Consider the following 16,950-nt stretch of genomic DNA (forward strand, 5'->3'; position numbering starts at 1 on the left):
GTTCCGAAGCAGGACCAACGCGTGTGGGCGGCCGGTGTTCAGCACCGGCCGCCCACACGCGTTCCGCCGCTCACATGAAACCGTCCGGCGAACCTGCGTAGGGTGCAAGAAGCCGAACAGGTGACGACGCGCGGGAGGGAGCCGGAGGGATGGACGAACACAAGGAGTCTCTTCGGGTGGGCGCGGCCGTGCGGCGCAGGCGCCGGGCCCAGGAGCTCACCCTTGCCACCGTGGCCGAGCGCAGCGGTCTGTCCGTCCCGTTCCTGAGCCAGGTCGAGAACGAGCGCGCCCGGCCGAGCCGGCGTTCCCTGGAGAAGGTCGCCGACGCGCTCGGCACCACGGCGGTCGAGCTCCTTGCCGCCGCGGACCCCGCCCACACCGTGGACCTGGTGCGCGCCGACGACACCACGGTCGTCGAGGACGCGTCCCCCGAGTCCGTCGTGCGCTCCCTCGTGCGAGGCCATCACCAGCTGCACGCAGAGGAGTTCATCGGCGACCACGACCCGGGCCGCGAGTTCCAGCTCCGCAACGACGTGCTCATCCACGTCACCGAAGGGGCCGTCGAGGTCGAGGCCGAGGGCAGGGCCTATCGCCTGGGGCGCGGTGACACCCTGTACCTGACCGGTGGCGTACGGCACCGCTGGCGGGCCACCGGCGCGGACGCCCGCGTGCTCGTCGTCGCGGTGGCCGAACACATCGAGGCACTGGACGAACCCGGGCGGTGACCGTCCCCCGCGGCCCGCGCGTCGTCTCCCTCGTGCCCTCGCTGACCGAGGCCGTCGCCGTCACGCTGCCCGGAGTGCTCGTCGGAGCCACGGACTGGTGCACGCACCCGGCGGATCTCGGCGGCGGCCTCGTCCGGATCGGCGGCACGAAGAACCCCGCAGTCGAACGGATCATCGCCCTCGCCCCCGATCTGGTGATCGCCAACGAGGAGGAGAACCGCGCGCCCGACCTCGCGGCCCTGCGCGCCGCGGGACTCGATGTCCTCGTCACCGAGATCCGCGATCTGCCGGGCGCGCTGCGCGAGCTGGAGCGGGTCCTCAGGGCCTGCGGTGCGGCACGCCGGCCCCGCTGGCTGGACGAGGCCGCGGCGGCCTGGGGCGGGCTGGAACCGCCCTCCCGGCGGCTGCGGGCGGCGGTGCCGGTGTGGCGGCGCCCCTGGATGGTGCTCGGCAGGGACACCTTCGCCGGTGACGTGCTCGCCCGGCTCGGCGTGGACAACGTGTACGCGGACCACGGCGAGCGCTATCCGCGCCTGGCGGCCGACGAGTTGCGCTCGGCGGACATCGACCTGGTGGTGCTGCCCGACGAGCCGTACCGCTTCACGCGCGACGACGGGCCCGAGCAGTTCCCGGTGCCCGCCGCGCTCGTCAGCGGGCGTCATCTCACGTGGTACGGGCCGTCGTTGGCGCAGGCACCGGAGGTGCTGGGCGCGGCGCTGCGAGCAGCTCTTTGCTGATCAGGCCGCGGACCGTGGGTACGGCGGCGGCGGCCCAGGCGGCTACGAGCACGGCGTACAGGACGACAGCGAGCACGTCGTACACGGCGAGTCCCGTGTGCTTCGCGAGGCCCTCCGCGCCGGTGACACACGTGCCGACAGGGAACGTGAACGCCCACCACGTCATCGCGAACGTCATGCCGCGGCGCCGCGCCCGCACCACGAGCGCCGCCGCGAGCGCCAGCCACAGCAGCGCGAACCCCATCACGGGAACGCCGTACAGCACGGCGAAGACGCCGAACCCCTGCGTGTACGGGGCCGGCAGGACGCCCGGCGCGGTGTCGGCGAACTTGTTGACGGCGGTCGTCGACTGGCCGAGGGGGCCGAGCACCAGGAACAGCGCCGGCGTGAGCGTCAGGGGGAGCGGGCCCGCCGTCACCAGGCGCGCGAAGATCACCGGAAGCATCACCGCCGTGGCGATCAGGCTGAGCCCGAACATGGCGACACAGCCCACGAGCAGCGTCTGCTGCCACTGGCCCGCCGGGAGGTGGGGCACGAGGAGCGGGCCGACGGCGGCGGACACCATCGGCGCCACCACCGGCAACAGCCACACAGGGGACGCCTGACCCGGCTCGATCCGGTGCTTGGCCACCATGAGGTACGGGACGGTCACCGCCGCGGCGAGCCCGATCACCGTTCCCGCCGTGAACAGCACCGCGTCCAGGGCGACGGCCGCCTGCGTTCCGATCCAGTCCTGGCCGACGAGCACCGTTGCGCCGCCGACGGCGAGCAGTGCCATCGCGAGGCAGCCGTAGAACGGTGCCACGGCCGGGTCGAGCAGATGCTCCTTCGCCCGGTCGCTGTGGTGCGTCCAGTGCAGGGCGCGGGCCGTGAGGAGGGCGACGAGCGCCACGAGGGACAGCGCCCACATCGCGGTGCACAGGGCTCGCAGGCCCGGAACGTGCGCGGGGAGCGCGGCGCCGGCGTTCGCGATGATCGCGGTGCCCATCACGGACGCGTACCAGTTGGGGCCGAGATGGCGGACGGCGGGACATCGAGGTGACGGGATGCGGGAGGCCCTGATCGGCTGGGCGGCGGTGACCATGACTCCACGGTCGCGGCGGACCGCTCCCCCCACCAGGGATCATGCCCCTATGAGGGCATAAGCTGGGTTTATGAGTGGCGATACGGCGGGTGCGGCGGAGGGTGCGACGACCGGGGCGGGGCTCGCCCACCGGGTCCCGGACCTCGGCGCCCTCGAACTCCTGCTCGCCGTGGCGCGGCTCGGCAGCCTCGGCCGGGCCGCCCGCGAGATGGGCATCACACAGCCCGCGGCCAGCAGCCGTATCCGCTCCATGGAACGCCAGCTCGGGGTCGCCCTGGTCGACCGGTCGCCGCGCGGCTCACGGCTCACCGACGCGGGCGCGCTCGTCACGGACTGGGCGCGCCGGATCGTCGAGGCGGCGGCGGCCTTCGACGTGGGGGCGCAGGCGCTGCGCGACCGCCGTGACTCGCGGCTGCGGGTCGCCGCGAGCATGACGATCGCCGAGTACCTGCTGCCGAACTGGCTGCTCGCGCTGCGCGCGGAGCGTCCCGACACGGCGGTGTCGCTCCACGCGGGCAACTCGGCCGCGGTCGCCGAGCGGCTGCTGTCCGGTGACGCGGACGTCGGCTTCGTCGAGGGCCTCACGGTCCCCGCGGGTCTGGACGCCGCCGTCATCGCCCACGACCGGCTCATCGTGGTCACCGCCCCCGGACACCCGTGGGCCCGGCGCAGGAAGCCGCTGTCGGCCGATGAACTGGCGGGCACCCCGCTCATCCTGCGCGAACGCGGCTCGGGTACCCGCCAGGTCCTCGACGCGGCCCTCGGCGGCCTGGCCCGCCCCCTCATCGAGCTGTCGTCGACGACCGCCGTGAAGGCGGCCGCGGTGAGCGGCGCGGGCCCCTCCGTCCTGAGCGAGCTGGCCGTCGGCGAAGAACTCGCCGCCCGCAGGCTCGTCGAGATCCCGCTCGAAGGGGTCCGGTTGCGCAGGGACCTGCGAGCGGTCTGGCCGACCGGTCACCGCCCGGTGGGGCCGGCCAGGGAACTGCTCGCGCTCACCCGCGGACCGGCCTGAGCATCGCCCGCCACGTCAGGAGCCGCCTCGCGCCGCCGCTCGTATCAGGCCGCCCATGACGCGCGTGTCCTCGCCCATCTCGGGGTGCCACTGCACGCCGAGCACCCAGGTGAGGCCCTGGAGTTCGACCGCCTCGACCGTCCCGTCCGCCGCGTGCGCCGACGCGACCAGACCCCGGCCGAGACGGTCGACCGCCTGATGGTGGTACGTCGGAACGTCCGACTCGTCGGGCACCAGCTCGCCGTAGCGCGTCCCGGGCACCGGCGTCACCACGTGCTTCCCGAAGACGCCGATGTCCTTGACGTGTCCCTCGATGTGCTGGGTGAGCGTGCCGCCGAGCGCCACGTTCAGGAGCTGCATGCCCCGGCAGATGCCGAGCAGTGGCTTGCCGGACGCCAACGCCGCCCGGATCAGGGCCAGTTCCCATGCGTCCCGCTCCACCGCGGGCGGCCCCGTGCGGTCCTCGCGCTCGGCGCCGTAGCGGCCCGGCTCCACGTCGGGCCCGCCCGCGACGACGAGCCCGTCGAGCCGCGCGACCACCGAGGGCGCGTACGCGGGGTCGTCCGGCGGCACCATCGCGGCGAGGCCGCCCGCGGACTGCACGAGCCGCGGGTACCCGGCGGGAAGCAGCGCGGCGGGCAGCTCCCACACGCCCCAACTCGCCTTCTCCTCCAGGTAGGTGCTGACCCCGATCAGTGGCCTGCTCAACATCTGCCCGTGCTCCCTCACCGTGGTCGATCCCGTTCCCGTGCGGCCTCTGCCGCCGCGAGCGCCGCGAACTCCTCCTCGGGAGCCCGCGCCACCAGACGCCTGCGGCTGCAGGCCCCGAAGTACCCGATCGCCACCGCGTACACGCCGAGCGTGATCAGCGCCGCCGTGACGTCCACCAGGAAGGTGGCGGCCGGCGCCGCAGCACGATGTGCGACAGGGACGTCAGAGCGTACGAGATCGTGGCGCCGAACACCGCGACGTTCAGCATGCGGGCACCGTCGCCCGTCGCGGCCGCCGGCGCGCAGCCGATCGGCCCGGACGGCGTGCGGCGGATGCTCATTGGAGTGGATCCATACCTTTGCAGGGAGCGTGCGAAGAATTCAAGGCCCCTGTGTGGCGCGCCGGTCGATCGCGGGCTCAGGTGAGGAAGCCCCGCAGGAGAGCGGCCGTGCCGGCGCAGTGCTCGCGCATCATCTCCCGCGCTCCGTCCGCGTCCCCGTCGAGCACCGCCGCCACCAGGGCCGTGTGCTGGCGCTGCGAATGCTCCAGGTTCCGTACCAACAGCGGGATGCAGTCGAGGAGTTCGTTCACCGTCGCGCGCACCGCCGCGTACTGAGCCGTGAGCGAGGGTGACCCGCACAGCTCGGCGAGTGTGAGATGGAGCAGCGTGTCGAGGCGGCGGTAGTCGGCGAGGGGTGCGTCATGGGTGCGCGCCAGGGCGCCGCGCAGCCGTTCGGCCTGCTCGTCGGTGAGGCCGTGCGCGGCGCACAGGCCGGCCGCGCCGACCTCCAGGACCTCGCGGAAGCGCAGCGCGTCCTCGACGTCGACGCCCTTGAGGCGACGGCGCAGCTCGTCCTCGCCCGGCGCGTCCGTGCGCGCCACCACGAACGTGCCGCCGTAGCGCCCGCGCCGCGACTCGACCAGGCCCTGGTCCTGGAGCACCTTCAGGACCTCCCGCAGCGTCACCCTGCTGATCCCGAGCCGGTCCGCCAACTCCCGTTCGGACGGCAGGCGTTCACCGCCCGGCACCAGGCCGAGCCGGACGACCTGGAGGATCTGCTCCAGGGCCTCCTCGAATCCGTTGCCCGCCCGCACGGGCCGCAACACCGGCGTGAGCCGGTCCTCGTCAGCGGTGTGCGACATATGGCCGTACCCCCTTCCCAAGCAATGGTTCTCCGCAATACCTTATGGCTTCCGGCTGACCGACGAAGCCCGAAGGAGGCCTTCCCGTGGCAGACCGCACACCCCCGCTCGGCGTCGAGGAGCTCACGTCCCTCGTCGAGAGTGGAGAGATCGACACTGTCGTCCTGGCCTTCCCCGATATGCAAGGGCGGCTCCAGGGCAAGCGGTTCGCCGCCCGCTTCTTCCTCGACGAGGTCCTCGCCCACGGCACGGAGGGCTGCAACTACCTCCTCGCCGTCGACACCGAGATGAACACGGTCGACGGATACGAGATGTCCTCCTGGGACCGCGGATACGGCGACTTCGCCATGCACGCCGACCTCTCCACCCTGCGCCGCGTTCCCTGGAACGACGGCACCGCGATGCTCATCGCGGACCTGGCGTGGAACGACGCCTCGCCCGTCGTGGCCGCGCCCCGGCAGATCCTGCGCCGCCAGCTCGACCGGCTCGCCGAACTCGGCTACACCGCCCACGTCGGCACGGAGCTCGAGTTCATCGTCTTCAAGGACACCTACGAGCAGGCCTGGGACGCGGGCTACAAGAACCTCACCCCGGCCAACCAGTACAACATCGACTATTCGGTCCTCGGCACCGGCCGCATCGAGCCGCTCCTGCGCCGCATCCGCAACGACATGGCGGCGGCCGGACTCGTCGTCGAGTCCGCCAAGGGCGAGTGCAACCCGGGCCAGCACGAGATCGTGTTCCGCTACGACGAGGCCCTCGTCACCTGCGACCAGCACGCCATCTACAAGACGGGCGCCAAGGAGATCGCGGCCCAGGAGGGTGTCTCGCTCACCTTCATGGCCAAGTTCAACGAGCGCGAGGGCAACTCCTGTCACATCCACCTCTCGCTCCAGTCCATCGACCGGCCCGGCGCCAATGTCATGGCGGGGACCGCTGACGACCCCGGCGGGATGTCGCCGGTGATGCGGCACTTCCTCGCGGGCCAGCTCGCCGCGCTGCGTGACTTCTCGCTGCTCTACGCGCCCAACATCAACTCGTACAAGCGGTTCCAGCCGGGCTCCTTCGCGCCGACCGCCGCCGCCTGGGGCTACGACAACCGCACCTGCGCGCTCCGCGTCGTCGGCCACGGCCGCTCGATGCGCTTCGAGAACCGCCTGCCGGGCGGTGACGTCAACCCGCACCTGGCGGTCGCCGGACTCGTGGCCGCCGGTCTGTACGGCATCGAGCAGAAGCTCGAACTGCCCGAGGAGTGCACCGGAAACGCCTACACCGGCGAGTACGAGCACGTTCCCACGACGCTGCGCGAGGCCGCCGAGCTGTGGGAGACCAGCCCCGTGGCCAAGGCCGCGTTCGGCGACGAGGTCGTCGCGCACTACCGCAACATGGCGCGCGTCGAGCTGGAGGCGTTCGACGCGGCCGTCACCGACTGGGAACTCCGCAGGTCGTTCGAAAGGCTCTAGCGTGCACGACATCCTCAACCCGGCGACCGAAGAAGTCATCGCCACGATCCACGCGACCTCCCGCGAACAGGTCGACACCGCGGTGCTGCGGGCCCACCGGGCACAGCGCGACTGGGCGGCCGCGGCCCCCGCCGACCGGGCCCGCCTCCTGCGCCGCTTCGCCGCCGTCGTCGACGAGCACGTCGAGGAACTCGCCCGCCTGGAGGTGCGCGAGGCCGGGCACACCATCGGCAACGCCCGCTGGGAGGCCGGCAACGTCCGCGACCTGCTCGACTACGCGGCCGGGGGAGTGGAGCGCCTCACCGGCCGCCAGATCCCCGTCGCCGGCGGCCTCGACATCACGATCCTCGAACCCCTCGGCGTCGTCGGTGTCATCGCGCCCTGGAACTTCCCCATGCCGATCGCCGCGTGGGGCACGGCCCCGGCCCTCGCCGCCGGGAACGCGGTGATCCTCAAGCCCGCCGAGACGACCCCGCTCACCGCGCTCCGCCTCGCCGAACTCGCCCTGGAAGCAGGGCTTCCCGAGTACCTCTTCCAGGTCCTGCCCGGCGCGGGAGACGTGGCGGGAGCCGCCCTCGTCGAGCACCCGGGCATCGCCAAGATCGTGTTCACCGGCTCCACCCGCGTCGGCAAACAGATCATGGCCAGGTGCGCCGACCAGGTGAAGCGCGTGACCCTCGAACTCGGCGGCAAGAGCCCGAACATCGTCTTCGCCGACGCCGACATCGAGGCGGCGGCCGCCGCGACCCCCATGTCGTTCCTCGACAACGCCGGCCAGGACTGCTGCGCCCGCACCCGCATCCTCGTACAGCGGTCCGTGTACGACCGGTTCCTCGGCCTGCTCGCGCCCGCGATCGAGTCGGTCGTCGTCGGCGACCCCGCCGACGAGAACACCCAGATGGGCCCGCTCATCTCCAAGTCTCAGCTGGAAAGGGTCCGTTCGTACGTCGACGGGGGAGCGGCGGCCCTGCGGGGCAGCGCCCCCGAGGGCGCCGGATTCTGGTTCCCGCCGACCGTCCTCACCGAGACGGCACCCGACGCCCCCGCCGCGGCCGAGGAGGTCTTCGGGCCCGTTGCCGTCGTCCTGCCCTTCGACGACGAGGCCGACGCGATCCGGCTCGCCAACGCCACCGAGTACGGGCTCTCCGGATCCCTGTGGACCCGGGACGTGGGGCGCGCCCTGCGCGTCGCCGGGGCGGTCCGCGCCGGGAACCTGTCGGTCAACTCCCACTCGAGCGTCCGCTACTCGACCCCGTTCGGCGGGTACAAGCAGTCCGGCGTCGGCCGTGAACTGGGCCCCGACGCCCTCACCGCCTTCACCGAAACCAAGAACGTCTTCATCAGCACGGAGGGTCCCGCACAGTGACAGAGAACATCTGCCGCCGCCTCGTCGGCCGCACCGCCGTCATCACCGGAGCCGGCAGCGGCATCGGCCTGGCCACCGCCCGCCGCCTGGCTTCCGAAGGCGCGAACGTGGTCTGCGCCGACATCGACGAGAGCTCCGGCAAGAAGGCCGCCGAAGAGGTCGGCGGCACCTTCGTCCAGGTCGACGTCACCGACGCCGAGCAGGTCGAGGCCCTCTTCAAGACCGCGTACGACACCTACGGCTCGGTCGACATCGCCTTCAACAACGCCGGGATCTCGCCCCCCGACGACGACTCCATCCTGGACACGGGCCTGGAGGCATGGAAGCGCGTCCAGGAGGTCAACCTCACCTCCGTCTTCCTGTGCTGCAAGGCCGCCATCCCCTACATGCGGCAGCAGGGCAAGGGCTCCATCATCAACACCGCCTCGTTCGTGGCGCGCATGGGCGCGGCGACCTCCCAGATCTCGTACACGGCCTCCAAGGGCGGCGTCCTCGCCATGTCCCGCGAGCTCGGCGTGCAGTTCGCCCGCGAGGGCATCAGGGTCAACGCCCTGTGCCCGGGCCCGGTCAACACCCCGCTTCTCCAGGAGCTGTTCGCCAAGGACCCCGAGCGCGCCGCGCGCCGCCTCGTCCACATCCCGGCGGGCCGCTTCGCGGACACCGACGAGATCGCCGCCGCCGTGGCCTTCCTCGCGAGCGACGACTCCTCGTTCGTGAACGCCACCGACTTCCTCGTCGACGGCGGTATCTCGGGGGCGTACGTCACGCCTCTGTAGGCCGTGCCCCCTGTAGGTGTACGGTCCCCAGACATGCGTAACAGAGATGTTGCCGCGTGGACTTCAGCCGTGGTCACCGCCCTGGTGGCCACGGCTCTCGTCTCTCCTGCGGCCGCCGCCACGTCCGCTCCCACCACCGACCGGGCCTGCCCGCAGCTCTCGGAGAAGCTGCCGTGGTCCGGGCAGAACCGGGCCAGGCTCCAGCGCGTGATCGACGAGCGCGGGACCTGCGCAGGCCACCACGGCCCCCGTCCCGTCGCCGCGTTCGACTGGGACAACACGGTCTCCAAGAACGACGTCACCGACGCGACGATCGCCTGGTCGCTCAAGCACGACAAGATCCTGCGGCCCGCGAGCTGGAAGAAGACCAGCAAGTGGCTGACCGACGACGCCGACAAGGCTCTCACCGCCGCCTGCGGCACCGCGGTCCCCGTCGGCGCACCTCTGCCGACGTCCACCGACACCGACTGCACCGACGAGATCTTCAACATCCGTGAGTCCGGCAAGACCATGAGCGGCGACGCCGCGTTCGCCGGGGAGTGGAACCATCGCCGCACCGTGCCCCAGTACGCCTGGGTGCCGCAGCTGTTCGCCGGACACACCGTCCCCGAACTGGAGTCGTACGCCGCACAGGCCCGCCGCGAGGCGCTGGCCGCCCCCGTCGGCTCGACCCAGACGCTCGGCACGCACACCGTCCCCGGCTACGTCCGCTACTACGACCAGCAGCGCGACCTCATCCGCACCCTGCAGAAGGCCGGGTTCGACGTCTACATCGTGTCGGCCGGATCCGAGCCCGTGACCGAGGTGTGGTCGCGCGGCCCGGGCGGCGTCGGCATCGACCGCGCCCACACCATCGCGATCCGCTCCGTCCTCGACAGCAAGGGCCGCATCACCACGTACAACGAAGGCTGCGGCGGGGTCGGACGCACCCAGGGCGAAGCCATCCCGTACATCGACGGCAAGCGCTGCTGGATCAACCAGGACATCTTCCGGATCAAGGGCAAGTCCGCCTGGGAGAAGCAGCGTCGGGACAAGCGCATCGCACTCGGGGGCGGGGACGCCGACACCGACGTCACCTTCGTCGGCGACGCCACCGGCGCGCACCTCGTGCTCAACCGCAACAAGAACGAGGTGATGTGCCGCGCCTACGACAACGCCGACGGACGCTGGGTCGTGAACCCCATGTTCATCGAACCGCTCCCGCGCAAGTCCGGCAACTACCCCTGCTCCACCGCCGCGTACAACAAGCCCGAGGGCGGCTTCGGCCCGGTCCTGCGCCCGGACGGCTCCGTCGTGCCGGACCAGGCGGACTCGGTGTACTGACCTTCCCCGCACAACCTAAAGTGCCGGGATGAGCATGACGCCCCCGCCCGGCTGGTACCCGGACCCCACGGCCCCGCCCACCGAGCGCTGGTGGGACGGGGCCGCGTGGACCGAGCACCGACGGCAGCCGCAGAACACCCCGGCCGTGCCACAGGCTTTCGGGCCGCCCGCAGGGCCCCCGCTCCCGGCCACGGGCCCGCAGCGCCCGCCCGCCGCACCCGGCCGCCGCGCGAGGACCATCGCCCTGGCCGCCGCCGGGATCGTGCTCGTCGCCTCCATCGCCACCGGCGCCGCCGTCCTGCTCGGCCGCGGCGACGACGACCCCAAGACCCGCACCTCACCCACCTCGGGCGCCCCGACATCCATGGACCCGACCGCCACGGCGAGCAGCGCCGAGCCCACCCCCACCGAGGACGCGTCCACCGCCGTCGACCAGCTCAACGGCATCACGCTCCCCGTCCTCGACGGCTGGCAGAAGGCCGAGAACGTCGTCGACGACGACATGCTGATCACGACTCCGCGCACCTACGACTGCCCCGGCGACTCGGGCCTGTGCCGGCACGGCACCGTCGTCTCCCGCACCGTCACCGGGACCGACGAGACCTCACCCGAAGTCATCGCCAAACGGGACATCAAGGACGCCGCGGACGCCTCGTACGACAAGAACGGCATCAACCAGCAGCCCTTCGGCGGCATCGAGTCGCACCAGCAGATCGCCGCCCGCCAGACCGCGGTCGCCGGGCGGGCCGGCTACCTCGTCCGCTGGAAGGTGAAGACCGCGAAAGGGCCCGGCGGTTACGTCCAGTCCGTCGTCTTCCCCTCCAGCGCCGGCTCCGAGTCCCTGGTGACGGTCCGCATCACCGTCGACGCAGGCAAGGACGCGCCACCGCTCTCCGACATGGACCGCATCGTCAAGGGCATCAGGGCGGCGGGCGACAGCGGGTCCGACGGCGGCGTGGGCAGCAGCATCGGCCCCACCGTCACGCCGTGAACCCGTCCCGGAACCCTCACAGGAACGTGTAGCCCTCGCCGCGGTACGTCGGCACGGTCGCCGTCACCGTGTCGCCCTCCACCAGGCGCAGCACGTCGAACCGCTCGCACAGCTCGCCGGCCTTCGCGTGCCGGAACCACACCTTGTCGCCGATCAGCAGATCGTCGGCGGGCGCCCCGAGCAGCGGTGTCTGCACCTCGCCCGGGCCCTCCTGGGGGTCGTAACGCAGGCCCTCCGGGAGATAGGGCACCGGCAGCCGGTCGGCTCCCGCGGCGCCCGACGCCGGGTAGCCGCCGCCGAGCACGGTCACGACTCCGACGCCCGGCCTGCGCACCACGGGCTGCGCGAACAGGGCGGCGGGCCGGCCCGTGAACGACGTGTAGTTGTCGAACAGGCGCGGCACATAGAGACCCGACCCCGCCGCGATCTCGGTCACCGCGGGCTCGGCCGCGGTGTGCTGCACACTGCCCGTGCCGCCGCCGTTCACGAACTCCAGGTCCGGCGCCACCGTCCTTACCGCGCGCACCACTTCGGCCCGCCTGGCCGCCAGCTCCTTGCGGGCCGCGGCCTGCATCAGCCTGATGGCCCGCGACCGCACCGGACGCCCCGCGACCGCGTCACCCACCCCCGCGACATGACCCTCGTACGCCATCACACCCACGAGCCGGAAGCCCGGGCGCCGGGCCACGGCCCGTGCCATGTCGGCGACTTGGGCGGGGGAGCGCAGCGGGGAGCGGCGGGCGCCGACCCGCACGCGCCCGCCGAGCACCTGCCACGAGGTGTCCAGTTCCAGACAGACCCTGATCTCCTCGCGCCCGCCGTCCCGCGCGTCGTCGATCAGCCGCAGCTGGGCCGGGTCGTCGACCATGACCGTGACCGCCGCCGCCGGCTTCGGATCGTGCGCGAGCTCCGCGAAAGCGGCCCGGTCGGCCGACGGATACGCGAGCAGCACGTCCTCGAAACCGGACCGCGCCAGCCACAGCGACTCCGCGAGCGTGAACGACATGACCCCGGCGAAACCGTCCCTGGCCAGGACCCGCTCGAGCAGCGCGCGACAGCGCACCGACTTGCTCGCGACGCGGATCGGCTTGCCGCCCGCCCGCCGCACCAGATCCTCCGCGTTGGCGTCGAAGGCCTCCAGGTCGACGATCGCGACCGGGGCGTCGAGATGAGCGGTGGCCCGGTCGTAGCGGGCCCTGTCGGCTGCGCGGGGTGTCATGGCCGAAGCCTGCCAGACCCGATTACCGCGGGGTAGGGGGAGGATCCGGGCAGATCGTCCTGACCTGCGGTACGGGGTCCCTGCGAGGCCGCGTCAGCCCGTAGAGTGACGCGGACGCAGGACGAGAACGGGACGGGAACGGGGAGGCATGAGCACGCAAGCGCGCCGCGCGCCGATCCCGCCGCGCCCCTCCCAGCCGCCCACGCAGCGCGACGAGTTGGCCGATGCTCCGGTCGGCCGGGACGCGTCGATACCCCCGCGCCCCACGCACACCCCGGCGCCGGACCAGACACCACCGCCGCCCCCCGCCTCGGCCCGCTTTCCGGACACCCCGCCCGTGCCGCCCGCGCCCGCGGCCCCCGTGTCCGACCGGCCGGCGCACCCGGGGCCCCTGCCGCCCGAGCGTCCGACGGAGACCACGACCCGGCTGCGCCCGATCAGGGACACCGCCGCGCAGAGCCCCGACGGCACGCCCCCGCCCCACCCCTCCGCGCCCCCCGCAGCGGTCCCGCGCCGCCCCGCCGCGCCGCCGCGTACCCCCGGCGAACCGCACGCCACCGTCCCCCGCCCCGCCACGCCCCCGCGCGTCCCGGGCGAGCCCTCGGTCGGAAGGCGCCCCGTCGGGGCCGTCGACCTCACCCCGGGACCCGGCGCCGGCCGCCCCTTCGTGTTCTTCGCCCGCCCCGCCTCGTACGACGACAGCACCACCCGCCTGCGCCCCATCGGCTCCCGGATACGGCCCCGCGTCGCGGCCGCCGCGGCCTGCGCCGTGCTCGGGCTCGGCCTCATCGGCGGTGCGGCGACCGGGAGTTGGCTGACCGGGGACAGCGGCGGCAGCATCGGCTCACCGAACGCGTACGCCACCGCGGGCACCCTCTGGCACAGCGTCCCCGTCGACCGGCTGTTCCCGCCCGTCATCAAGGGCGACGGAGCGGGACCCGGCGGCGCCGACCGCACCTGGACCCGTATCGCCGTCGCCCCGGACAGCACCTGCGAGAACGCCTTCGACCCACTGCTGCAGAAGGCGCTCAGGCCCGCCGGCTGCCTGCGCCTCCTGCGCGCCACCTACACCGACGCCACCCGCAGCCATGTCACCACCGTCGGCCTGCTGTTCACCAAGGCGGACACGGAGGCCATGAAGGCGCTGCGCACCCGGTTCACCGAGGACGGCCTCGACCGCAGGACCGACCTCGTGCCCCGCCCGTACGCGGCGAAGGGCACCCTCGCCGCCGGGTTCGGCGACGCCCAGCGCGCCTCCTGGACCATCTCCGTCCTCACCGACGCCCCCGTCGTCGCCTACGCCGTCTCCGGCTTCGCCGACGCCCGTACCGTCAGCGACGCGCAGCCCGCCGCCGAGGCCATGAAGTCCGGCAGCGTCACGACCCCCGCGCAGGCCGGCCTCGGCTTCGAGGCCCAGGGCATCGCCGACCGCGTCGAACGAAGCCTGCGCGCCGCCGTCGCCGAGGCCACCGAGGAGCCGTCATGACCCGCACGGCCGCCGCCTGGCGGAACGCCGCCACCGCGCTCACGGCCGCCGCGGCCCTCGCGCTGCTCCCGTCGACCACCGCCCACGCCGACTCCATCCGCGCCCAGCAGTGGGGCCTGGACGCGATGCACACCGAGGAGGCCTGGCGCACGACCAAGGGCAAGGGCATCACGGTCGCCGTCCTCGACACCGGCGTGGACGACACCCACCCCGACCTCAAGGGCAACGTCCTGCCCGTCAAGGACCTCGTCGGCATCGGCGCCAAGCGGGGCGACCGCTCCTGGGCCCGGCACGGCACCGCCATGGCCGGGATCATCGCCGGTCACGGCCACGGCCCGGGCGGCGACGACGGCGTACTCGGCATCGCCCCCGAGGCGAAGATCCTGCCCGTCCGCGTGATCCTCGAGGACGGCGACCCGGCCCGCAAGGAAGCCCGCTCCAGCCGGGGCAGCGCACTCGCCGACGGCATCCGCTGGGCCGCCGACCACGGCGCCGACGTCATCAACCTCTCCCTCGGCGACGACTCCGCCACCGCCCACCCGGAAGCCACCGAGGACGCCGCCGTCCAGTACGCCCTGAAGAAGGGCGCTGTCGTCGTCGCCTCCGCGGGCAACGGCGGCAAGAAGGGCGACCACATCTCGTACCCGGCCGCGTACCCAGGAGTGATCACGGCCACCGCCGTCGACCGCTACCTCCACCGCGCCCCCTTCTCCACGCGCCGCTGGTACGCCACCGTCAGCGCCCCCGGCAACGCCATCGCGATCGCCGACCCCGACCGCACGTACTACTCGGGCTGGGGCACCAGCGCCGCCTCGGCCTTCGTGTCCGGCGCCGTCGCGCTGGTCCGCGCCGCCCACCCGGGGCTCACGCCCGCGCAGATCAAGCAGCTCCTGGAGGACACCGCCCGCGACGCCCCCTCGGGCGGCCGCGACGACTCCCTCGGGTTCGGCTTCGTCGACCCGGCCGCCGCGATCCGCAAGGGAGGCTCCCTCAAGCCCGAGGGCCTGCGCTCCGCCACGTACGCGGAGAAGTTCTTCGGCACGGGCCCCGACACCCCCGACGGCGACGCGGGCACCGGCTGGGTGGGCCCCGCCGCGGGTGGCCTCGGCGTCGTGCTCCTCGCGGCCGCCGTCTACCTGTGGCGCGGGCGTCGCACGGTCCTGTGAGTCTCAGCCGGTGAGCACGGAGACGGCCGCCGTCGCGACCCGCTCAACGAGCGCCACCCCCGCCTCCTTGGTCGCGTTGCCGTCGGAGAGCACCGAGACCAGGTACGGCTTCCCGCCGACGGTCACCCGCCCCACGCTGTTGATGTCCCACAACCCGGTCGCGCTGCGCGGCAGCCAGCCGTTCTTCAGCGCGCACACGGACACGGAGTCGGCGGCCGCGGACACACCCCACCGCTGATCCGCGGCGGTCCGGCCCATCAGCCCGACGACGTAGGCGCGCGACGCCTCGCTCAGCCCGGAGTCCTGCGTGCCGAACACGGCGCGCAGCAAGGTCAGCTGATCCTCCGCGGTCGTCTGTGTCAGACCCCACTCGCCGCCCGCGCCCGCCGTCGTCCCGGTCAGCCCGAGCGTCAGGTTCGCCGAGTCGAGCCCGTCCGCGCCGCCGATCGCGTCCCACAGGGCCGTCGCGGACGCGTTGTCACTGTTCTCGATCATCGCCGTCGCGTACGCGCGCTCCTGCGAGGTCAGCGCCCGCCCGGCGTCCTGCGCCCGCAGCAGCAGCGCCGCGAGGATGTCGACCTTGACGATGCTCGCGGTGTCGAACGCGGAGGCGCCGTCGTACACCGCGCCGTCCGCCTGCCCGTCGAGCGCGGAGACCGCCACCGAGACCCGCGCGTCACCGTCCGCGAGCAGGGGCTTCAGCGCCTTCGCGAGCGCGTCGTCACGGTCCACGGAGACCTCCTCCCCGGATACGGGTGCGGGCGTTTCCCCGGAACCGGAAGCCGAAGCGGAAGCGGGCGCCGTCGCCGTGGCGGCGACCGGAACCGAATGCTCCGCCCCGCCCGGCGAGCAGCCTATGAGGGTTCCCGCGAGCGACACCGCGAGAAGGGCGGCGCACGCCGCGAGTCCGTTCCGGTCCATGCCCGGATGCTCGGTGCCTGTCCTGTGCGCACCGTGAGACCAGGCTCAGGGTCCGCTGAGAAGATCGCGCCACGCGGTCGGTAGGGTCGGTGAACGTGGCGAACAAGAACATTCCCGACCCCGGCTTCTCCGACGACGACGGCTCCGCGGACCCGCGCCTGAGCGCGGCCCTCGCCGCCTGGGCCGAGGACCGCACGGCGCACGGCCCGGTCCTCGCGGCGCTCAAGGAAGCGCGGCTCCTCGTCCCCGTCGTCGCCGTGCTCGGCGAGGTCGAGGAGGACGAGAACGGGCTGCGCCGCGAGAAGACCAGCGACATGGCCGTGCCCACCCTCAAGGCCGGCGACCGCAAGGCCCTGCCCGCGTTCACGTCCACCGCGGCCCTCGCCCTGTGGGACCCCGAGGCCCGCCCCGTCGCCGTGCCCCTGCACCAGGCGCTCCAGGCCGCCGCCCACGAGCAGGCCGACACCGTCGTCATCGACCTCGCGGGCCCGGTCGCCTACGAGCTCAGCGGCGCCGCCCTGCGCGCCGCGAACGAGGGCCGCACCAGCGCCGACCCCCTCGCCGACCCGGCCGTCACGGAGGCGATCCGCGCCGCCGTCGCCGCCGAGCCCGGTGTGCTCCGCGCCCACCTGGGCCCGGGCAGCGCCGACGGAATCCTCGCGCTCGTCCTCGACCCGTCGGCCGCCCCCGCCGAGACGGCCCGCGCCGTCGCCGCGCGCATCGCCGCCGACGAAACACTGAGGGCCCGCCTGGTGCGGGGCCTCGACCTGGCACTCCTGCCGGCCGAGACCACGCCACCCGGCGAGCCCCTCTACGTACGCGCGTGA

At 73.2% G+C, this 16,950-nt stretch carries 16 protein-coding genes and 1 pseudogene; 11 read left to right on the forward strand and 6 right to left on the reverse strand.

Going from position 1 to position 16,950, the window contains the following annotated elements; translation table 11 throughout:
- Window positions 1-149: 149 nt before the first annotated feature.
- Both ACZ67T_RS14675 and ACZ67T_RS14680 read left to right on the forward strand, forming a co-directional pair.
- Entirely contained in the window at window positions 150-725 is a 576-nt protein-coding gene (locus ACZ67T_RS14675; protein WP_469984112.1) for a helix-turn-helix domain-containing protein, read from the forward strand.
- Window positions 722-1,462 carry a helical backbone metal receptor gene (locus ACZ67T_RS14680; protein WP_469984114.1) on the forward strand — a complete coding sequence of 247 codons (741 nt, stop codon included), beginning with the start codon at window positions 722-724 and terminating at the stop codon, window positions 1,460-1,462. Before ACZ67T_RS14675 ends, ACZ67T_RS14680 begins: the two co-directional genes overlap by 4 nt.
- On the opposite strand, the gene ACZ67T_RS14685 is transcribed toward ACZ67T_RS14680, so the two are convergent.
- Window positions 1,389-2,546: a TDT family transporter gene (locus ACZ67T_RS14685; protein ID WP_469984116.1), complete on the reverse strand. Its 1,158-nt coding sequence runs from the start codon at window positions 2,544-2,546 to the stop codon at window positions 1,389-1,391. The genes ACZ67T_RS14680 and ACZ67T_RS14685 overlap by 74 nt on opposite strands.
- A 70-nt stretch (window positions 2,547-2,616) precedes the next feature.
- On the opposite strand from ACZ67T_RS14685, the gene ACZ67T_RS14690 reads away from it, so the two are divergent.
- Window positions 2,617-3,558 carry a LysR family transcriptional regulator gene (locus tag ACZ67T_RS14690; RefSeq protein WP_469984117.1) on the forward strand — a complete coding sequence of 314 codons (942 nt, stop codon included), beginning with the start codon at window positions 2,617-2,619 and terminating at the stop codon, window positions 3,556-3,558.
- A gap of 15 nt (window positions 3,559-3,573) precedes the next feature.
- Here the strand turns inward: ACZ67T_RS14690 and ACZ67T_RS14695 are convergent, their stop codons facing one another.
- The 3 genes and pseudogenes from ACZ67T_RS14695 to ACZ67T_RS14705 form a co-directional block, all read right to left on the reverse strand.
- Window positions 3,574-4,269 carry a gamma-glutamyl-gamma-aminobutyrate hydrolase family protein gene (locus ACZ67T_RS14695; RefSeq protein WP_469984119.1) on the reverse strand — a complete coding sequence of 232 codons (696 nt, stop codon included), beginning with the start codon at window positions 4,267-4,269 and terminating at the stop codon, window positions 3,574-3,576.
- Between the two features lie 14 nt (window positions 4,270-4,283).
- A pseudogene (locus ACZ67T_RS14700) lies at window positions 4,284-4,585 on the reverse strand (ethanolamine permease); the annotation flags it as partial.
- Between the two features lie 101 nt (window positions 4,586-4,686).
- Window positions 4,687-5,412 (reverse strand): FadR/GntR family transcriptional regulator, encoded by a 726-nt coding sequence (locus tag ACZ67T_RS14705; RefSeq protein ID WP_469984121.1) that lies wholly within the window; start codon window positions 5,410-5,412, stop codon window positions 4,687-4,689.
- Window positions 5,413-5,498: 86 nt separating this feature from the next.
- On the opposite strand from ACZ67T_RS14705, the gene ACZ67T_RS14710 reads away from it, so the two are divergent.
- The 5 genes from ACZ67T_RS14710 to ACZ67T_RS14730 are packed head-to-tail and all read left to right on the forward strand — an operon-like array spanning window position 5,499 to window position 11,331.
- A complete protein-coding gene (locus tag ACZ67T_RS14710; RefSeq protein ID WP_469984123.1) occupies window positions 5,499-6,875 on the forward strand; it encodes a glutamine synthetase family protein in 1,377 nt (458 codons plus the stop codon).
- A gap of 1 nt (window position 6,876) precedes the next feature.
- A complete protein-coding gene (locus ACZ67T_RS14715) occupies window positions 6,877-8,241 on the forward strand; it encodes an aldehyde dehydrogenase family protein (protein ID WP_469984124.1) in 1,365 nt (454 codons plus the stop codon).
- Entirely contained in the window at window positions 8,238-9,017 is a 780-nt protein-coding gene (locus tag ACZ67T_RS14720) for a 3-oxoacyl-ACP reductase (protein WP_469984125.1), read from the forward strand. The genes ACZ67T_RS14715 and ACZ67T_RS14720 overlap by 4 nt, the downstream gene beginning before the upstream one ends.
- A 33-nt stretch (window positions 9,018-9,050) precedes the next feature.
- Window positions 9,051-10,340, forward strand: a complete 1,290-nt coding sequence (locus tag ACZ67T_RS14725; protein ID WP_469984127.1) for an HAD family hydrolase — start codon at window positions 9,051-9,053, stop codon at window positions 10,338-10,340.
- Between the two features lie 28 nt (window positions 10,341-10,368).
- Window positions 10,369-11,331, forward strand: a complete 963-nt coding sequence (locus ACZ67T_RS14730; RefSeq protein ID WP_469984128.1) for a DUF2510 domain-containing protein — start codon at window positions 10,369-10,371, stop codon at window positions 11,329-11,331.
- 16 nt (window positions 11,332-11,347) lie between these two features.
- Here ACZ67T_RS14730 and ACZ67T_RS14735 read toward each other — a convergent pair whose 3' ends face one another.
- Window positions 11,348-12,550, reverse strand: a complete 1,203-nt coding sequence (locus ACZ67T_RS14735; RefSeq protein WP_469984130.1) for an amino acid deaminase/aldolase — start codon at window positions 12,548-12,550, stop codon at window positions 11,348-11,350.
- A 148-nt stretch (window positions 12,551-12,698) separates the two neighbouring features.
- Between ACZ67T_RS14735 and ACZ67T_RS14740 the strand changes: the two genes are divergently transcribed.
- Window positions 12,699-14,036: a hypothetical protein gene (locus ACZ67T_RS14740; protein ID WP_469984132.1), complete on the forward strand. Its 1,338-nt coding sequence runs from the start codon at window positions 12,699-12,701 to the stop codon at window positions 14,034-14,036.
- Window positions 14,033-15,202 (forward strand): type VII secretion-associated serine protease mycosin, encoded by a 1,170-nt coding sequence (gene mycP / locus ACZ67T_RS14745; RefSeq protein WP_469984133.1) that lies wholly within the window; start codon window positions 14,033-14,035, stop codon window positions 15,200-15,202. Before ACZ67T_RS14740 ends, mycP begins: the two co-directional genes overlap by 4 nt.
- 3 nt (window positions 15,203-15,205) lie before the next feature.
- Here mycP and ACZ67T_RS14750 read toward each other — a convergent pair whose 3' ends face one another.
- Window positions 15,206-16,123 carry a serine hydrolase gene (locus ACZ67T_RS14750; RefSeq protein ID WP_469984135.1) on the reverse strand — a complete coding sequence of 306 codons (918 nt, stop codon included), beginning with the start codon at window positions 16,121-16,123 and terminating at the stop codon, window positions 15,206-15,208.
- A gap of 95 nt (window positions 16,124-16,218) precedes the next feature.
- Between ACZ67T_RS14750 and ACZ67T_RS14755 the strand changes: the two genes are divergently transcribed.
- Window positions 16,219-16,950 carry an SseB family protein gene (locus ACZ67T_RS14755; protein ID WP_469984137.1) on the forward strand — a complete coding sequence of 244 codons (732 nt, stop codon included), beginning with the start codon at window positions 16,219-16,221 and terminating at the stop codon, window positions 16,948-16,950.

It is taken from the genome of Streptomyces sp. NPDC107517, from assembly GCF_055582645.1.

Coding starts and splice junctions, on each gene's coding strand:
- ACZ67T_RS14725 (WP_469984127.1), top strand. CDS start 9,051: ATGCGTAACAGAGATGTTGCCGCGTGGACTTCAGCCGTGGTCACCGCC.
- ACZ67T_RS14695 (WP_469984119.1), bottom strand. CDS start 4,269: ATGTTGAGCAGGCCACTGATCGGGGTCAGCACCTACCTGGAGGAGAAG.
- ACZ67T_RS14730 (WP_469984128.1), top strand. CDS start 10,369: ATGAGCATGACGCCCCCGCCCGGCTGGTACCCGGACCCCACGGCCCCG.
- ACZ67T_RS14735 (WP_469984130.1), bottom strand. CDS start 12,550: ATGACACCCCGCGCAGCCGACAGGGCCCGCTACGACCGGGCCACCGCT.
- ACZ67T_RS14685 (WP_469984116.1), bottom strand. CDS start 2,546: ATGGTCACCGCCGCCCAGCCGATCAGGGCCTCCCGCATCCCGTCACCT.
- ACZ67T_RS14750 (WP_469984135.1), bottom strand. CDS start 16,123: ATGGACCGGAACGGACTCGCGGCGTGCGCCGCCCTTCTCGCGGTGTCG.
- ACZ67T_RS14675 (WP_469984112.1), top strand. CDS start 150: ATGGACGAACACAAGGAGTCTCTTCGGGTGGGCGCGGCCGTGCGGCGC.
- mycP (WP_469984133.1), top strand. CDS start 14,033: ATGACCCGCACGGCCGCCGCCTGGCGGAACGCCGCCACCGCGCTCACG.
- ACZ67T_RS14690 (WP_469984117.1), top strand. CDS start 2,617: ATGAGTGGCGATACGGCGGGTGCGGCGGAGGGTGCGACGACCGGGGCG.
- ACZ67T_RS14705 (WP_469984121.1), bottom strand. CDS start 5,412: ATGTCGCACACCGCTGACGAGGACCGGCTCACGCCGGTGTTGCGGCCC.
- ACZ67T_RS14740 (WP_469984132.1), top strand. CDS start 12,699: ATGAGCACGCAAGCGCGCCGCGCGCCGATCCCGCCGCGCCCCTCCCAG.